Raw genomic sequence first — 4,418 nt, forward strand, 5'->3', positions numbered from 1 at the left:
GTTTTCCTCGCCTTCAAACCAGGTGGTTTCATGGCTGCCAAAGCCCGCATACTTCATGGCGCTGCGGGCGTAGTATTCCAGGAAGTCAATCGCTTCGGCCACTTCCACGTCGGCCTCGGCATAGTTTTTGCCCACTTCTATGCTCATCAGGGCGCAGGCTTCCAGGCGGCGGCGCTTCAGAATCGCGGCGGCCTTCAGCAGGATGCGGGCGCGGGCGTCCATGTCCCACTTTTTCCAGCTTTCAAACGCCTTCCACGCGCCTTGCAGGGCATTTTCGGCGTCACCTATGGTCGCTTTGGCGGTGGTGCCCACCACTTCGGAGGTGTCACAGGGGTTGAGGCTGGTCAGCTTCCCTTCGGTGTCCACTTCCTTGCCGTCAATGATGAGGGGGTAATGCTTACCGACCAGTTCCTTACGAACTTTGGCGAGGGCTTCTTGATACGCCCCCACGTTCTCTTCTTTGGTGAAGTCGGTGAAGGTTTGGGGGCGGTACTCTTGAACTTTAATCATGGTGAGGCTCCTTTGGAGAGGTCTGGGGGTTTAAGGCTAAATCTGGGAGACGCTACATACGGAAAAGTGACGCGAAAACATCTCGCAGGTGGCGACTGCCCTTCTTCCATCTTTTTCAAAGAAGTGGCCTGCGCCCATTTGTTCTATGAACTGCCATCCTTGATTCAGGAGCAAAGGCCACAGGGCGTAAACGAGGGCGAAACCCAGAAGAGCGGGCCAAAAACGAAGGAGGGTGTTCTGATATTGGCTTTGCATTGACTTCTCCTTACTCCTATCCAAAGGCCGAACGACCCTTAGACCTCTTGACCCTGTGACGCGCCGCAGGCGCACTTAGCCCTTGAGCATCCCCTGTGCCACAAACATGGCGTTCCTCGGCGTTTCGGCAATGCGGCGGCTAAAATACGCGTACCAGTCGCGTCCGTAAGGTAGGTACACCCGCACGCGGTAGCCCTCAGCGGCCAGTTGCTTTTGCAAGTCGCGCCGGATGCCGTACAGCATCTGAAATTCAAACTGGTCGCGCTGAATCCCGTGGGCCAGCACGAAGCGCTTCACATCGTCAATTATTTTTTCGTCGTGTGTGGCGACATTGCAGTAATTCCCGGCCTTGAGGTGCTGATACACGAGGCGGCGGTAGTTCTGGTCTACATCGGCCTTGTCGGGGTAGGCGACGGTTTCGGGTTCCAGATACGCGCCCTTCACGATGCGGAGGTTGGGCTTAAGGTCGTCTAGCCCGGCGCGGTCGCTTAGGCTGCGGTACAGGTAGCTTTGCAACACCGTGCCCACATGCTCGGCCCCGAACTCGCCAATCAGCGTGCGGAGCTGGCGCAGGGTGATGTCCACGCGGCCACTGTCTTCCATATCCAGGCAGATGAAGCCGCCGTATTCCTTGGCTTTGGCGATAATCCGCCGGGCGTTCTTCAGGCCCAGGTCTTCACCGCCATCGTCTTTGCCCTGGCCCACGCTGCTTAGTTTGATGCTCACGTAAGGCTTGATTCCGGCGTCTTGCGCGGCTTCAATCAGGGCCAGCACATCGTCGGCGAACTTGGTGCAGTCGGCAGGCGACTCGATGAACTCGCCCAGCAGATCGAAGTTTCCGGCAATTCCGTCATCCTGGAGCTGCTGCACAGCTTTGATGGCACTTTCCAGATTTTCACCCGCCACGAAACGCTCGGCCAGCGGCCACATCTTCTCGCGGGCCAGTTTTTCAACTTGGGGACGTTCGGCGACGGTCAGGACGGCTTTGCGGTAGAGCTGGTCAATCATTTGGACTCCTTGGGTAAGTGGGCAGTGGTGGGCCAGAGTGAAAAAACCGGAGCGCTAGGGCGGCGGGGTACTTCTCTCCCCTTGCGGGGGAAGGGCGCCGCGAAGCAGTGGGGAGGGGGGGCCACCCGCCGCGTCATCTCCCAATTCCCCCAGCACTAGCCTCCCGAACGTCCTTACGTGCTCCCGCGCCGCTTCCCGCGCAGCGTCGGCATCCCGCGAAAGCACCGCGTCTAGAATCGCGGCGTGCTGCGTAGCGGTGCCGGGCCAGGCATTGTAGTTGCGCGTCTGGTGTTTTATCAGGGCCACCTGCTGCTCCAGACTGCGGGCCAGGTCGCTTAGGGCAGCGTTGTGCGCGGCGTCGGTCATGGCCCGGTGAAAGGCCAAGTCCAGCCGGGTCTGCTCACGGTAGTCGCTGCCCTGCACCGCATTCAGTGTATTCAGCGCGGCGCGTAAAGCCTGGGCATCAGCCCGCGTATGCTGCGCGGCGGCCAGGGCAGCAGCCAGCCCGTCCAGTTCCTCCCGCACGGCGTAGGTATCGCGGGCTTCGGCGGCGCTTAGCAGGCGCACCCGCACGCCCTTGTTGGCCTCCGCAATCAGCAAGCCGTCCTGGGTCAGGCGCATGATCGCTTCACGGATCGGCGTGCGGCTCACCCCCAGCTTGTCGCCTAATTCAGCCTCTCCCAGCCGCTCGCCGGGCAGAAATTTACCGTCCAGCACGGCGCGGCGTAGGTGCTGATACACACCTTCACGCACCAGGTTAGGACGCTCGAATGGGGTCACATGGATATTGTATACAATTTTGTAGCCGTGAAAAAGCTTCACTCCGCGTAGATGTTCTCAATCGGAAAAATGCGCTCGGCCAGCGCGGCTAGCCCCTTGACTCCGGCCCGCTGCTGACAGCCCTCTGTGGGCGTGCAGAGGGTCACGTAACGGGTGCGCCGCGCCGCCACGACCACGCGGTAAATGTGGGCCTCGCTGCGGCTGCGGGTGTGGTGGCACAGGTCGCAGTGCAGGGCCGCGCTGCCTTTGGGGGCAATCGGGGTAAATTCGGCCAGCTGCTCGCCATGCACCAGCGCCAGCCGCCCGTCGGCCACCGGGTAAAGGCCCAGCGTCAGGGGGGCGTCGGCAGGGCCTTCACCAAAAAGCTCGCGGTAGGATTCCGGAAACAGTTCCCGCAGCAGCTCGGCGGCAGAGTGGTGCTTCTCGCTCATTGTGGGCAGTCTAAACCGTCTGCGCTGGTCAGATTGTCGCCCTTCCCTTAGACCTCCAGGCCCTCAGGCCCTTAGACTACTTCTCATGCGTCACCGCACCGCCAACCGCAGCGGCATCGTCATTCGCCGCCGCGTGACGCCTGCCGGAGACATTATCGTGACCCTGCTTACGCCGCAGGGCAAGCTCAAGGCCATTGCGCGGGGCGGGGTGCGCGGGCCGCTGTCGAGTTGCCTAAATCTGTTTCACCATGTGGGCGTGCAGGTCTACCAGGGGCCGCACAACGATCTTGCCAGCGTCAGGCAGGCCGTGCTGGAAGGGGCGCTGCCCACGCTGGCCCAGCCCGAGCGGTATGCCTTTGCTCATCTGCTGGCCGAATTTGCCGACGCACTGTTTCAAGAGGGCGAGTTTTCCGAGCAGGCCTTCGAGCTGTTCGCGGCGGCTCTGCGCGGCGTGGCCCACCAGACCGACGCCGAATGGGTGGCGCTGGTCATGAGTTACAAGCTGCTGGGGCTGGCCGGAGTAATGCCGCAGACCGCCCGCTGCGCCCGCTGCGGCGCCCCCGACCCGGCGCACCCCGACCCACTAGGCGGGCAACTGCTGTGCGGCAACTGCGCGGCCCTGCCTGCCTACCCACCGGAGGCGCTGGATTTCTTGCGCGGCGTGGTGCGGCGTACCGTGCGGGCCAGCATTGAGGCCCCAGTAGCCGCTGGGCAGCGTCCAGCGCTGTGGCGTGCGCTGGAGCGCTTCGTGGCCGTGCAGGTGGGCCATGTGCAAAGCTGGCGGCAACTGGTACCGCTGACCCCGGCGGCTCAGGGTTAAGGGGAATCAGGATTAAGGACACGGGGAGTAAAAGTTGTGCAGGAGAATGCACGTCCTAAAGAAGGTGTGACTAAAGAAGGTGTGACTAAAGAAAGTGTGAGTGCATTTTTACGTGTTCCCACGCTGAAAACGGGACAATGAACCCATGAGCGACCAAGACGACCAGCGTGCAGCCAACAGCGGTGACATTGACCAGAACGAAAAGGTCACCCAGGGGATGCAGGGAGCCGACGGCAACGTCGATTCCAACGGCCTGGACACCGACCCCGCCAAGCGTCAGGAAAAACTAGAAGAAGTCGTCACGAACCTGAGCGACACCACTCAGTCTTCCTGAAGCTGACCTCTCTGATGGTGCGCCGCCCCTAGATATCGGGCGGCGCTTTTTACTGCCCTTCTTCGCAGCTCCACGAGTCCACTGCTCTCAGCAGCTCATTTTTGCCTACGCACTCTGTTTGGGGTAGAGGTGCATCATAAGGCACGCTCTACCCGGCAGGGATTTAGGAATCCGCTCAAGATGAACGGTTTTTGCAAACCTTTTAAGTAGCTACCGGGTATAGACTGCATCATACAGCTACCCCCCAGTTTGCGCCGCCAACGCCACGCCTCAAGTCCTC

General features: G+C 61.2%; 6 protein-coding genes. 2 read left to right on the forward strand and 4 right to left on the reverse strand.

Translation table 11 applies throughout. The features are described from left to right. The 4 genes from QZ269_RS12145 to QZ269_RS12160 all read right to left on the reverse strand — a co-directional run. A partial coding sequence (locus QZ269_RS12145) for an aldehyde dehydrogenase family protein (protein ID WP_291426968.1) occupies positions 1–510 on the reverse strand: 510 nt, incomplete at its 3' end. A gap of 330 nt (positions 511–840) precedes the next feature. After that, entirely contained in the window at positions 841–1,773 is a 933-nt protein-coding gene (locus tag QZ269_RS12150; protein WP_291426969.1) for a proline dehydrogenase, read from the reverse strand. A gap of 54 nt (positions 1,774–1,827) precedes the next feature. Next, the gene (locus QZ269_RS12155) at positions 1,828–2,553 is read right to left on the reverse strand and encodes a GntR family transcriptional regulator (RefSeq protein WP_291426970.1); all 726 of its coding nucleotides are present in this window, start codon (positions 2,551–2,553) and stop codon (positions 1,828–1,830) included. Positions 2,554–2,591: 38 nt separating this feature from the next. Further along, complete coding sequence (locus tag QZ269_RS12160) at positions 2,592–2,984, reverse strand: hypothetical protein (RefSeq protein WP_291426971.1); 393 nt, start codon at positions 2,982–2,984, stop codon at positions 2,592–2,594. 85 nt (positions 2,985–3,069) lie between these two features. Between QZ269_RS12160 and recO the strand changes: the two genes are divergently transcribed. Next, entirely contained in the window at positions 3,070–3,804 is a 735-nt protein-coding gene (gene recO, locus QZ269_RS12165) for a DNA repair protein RecO (RefSeq protein ID WP_291426972.1), read from the forward strand. Between the two features lie 145 nt (positions 3,805–3,949). Beyond that, positions 3,950–4,138: a hypothetical protein gene (locus QZ269_RS12170; protein WP_291426973.1), complete on the forward strand. Its 189-nt coding sequence runs from the start codon at positions 3,950–3,952 to the stop codon at positions 4,136–4,138. Positions 4,139–4,418 lie beyond the last annotated feature (280 nt).

It is taken from the genome of Deinococcus sp., assembly GCF_018260405.1.
Taxonomy (GTDB): Bacteria; Deinococcota; Deinococci; order Deinococcales; family Deinococcaceae; genus Deinococcus.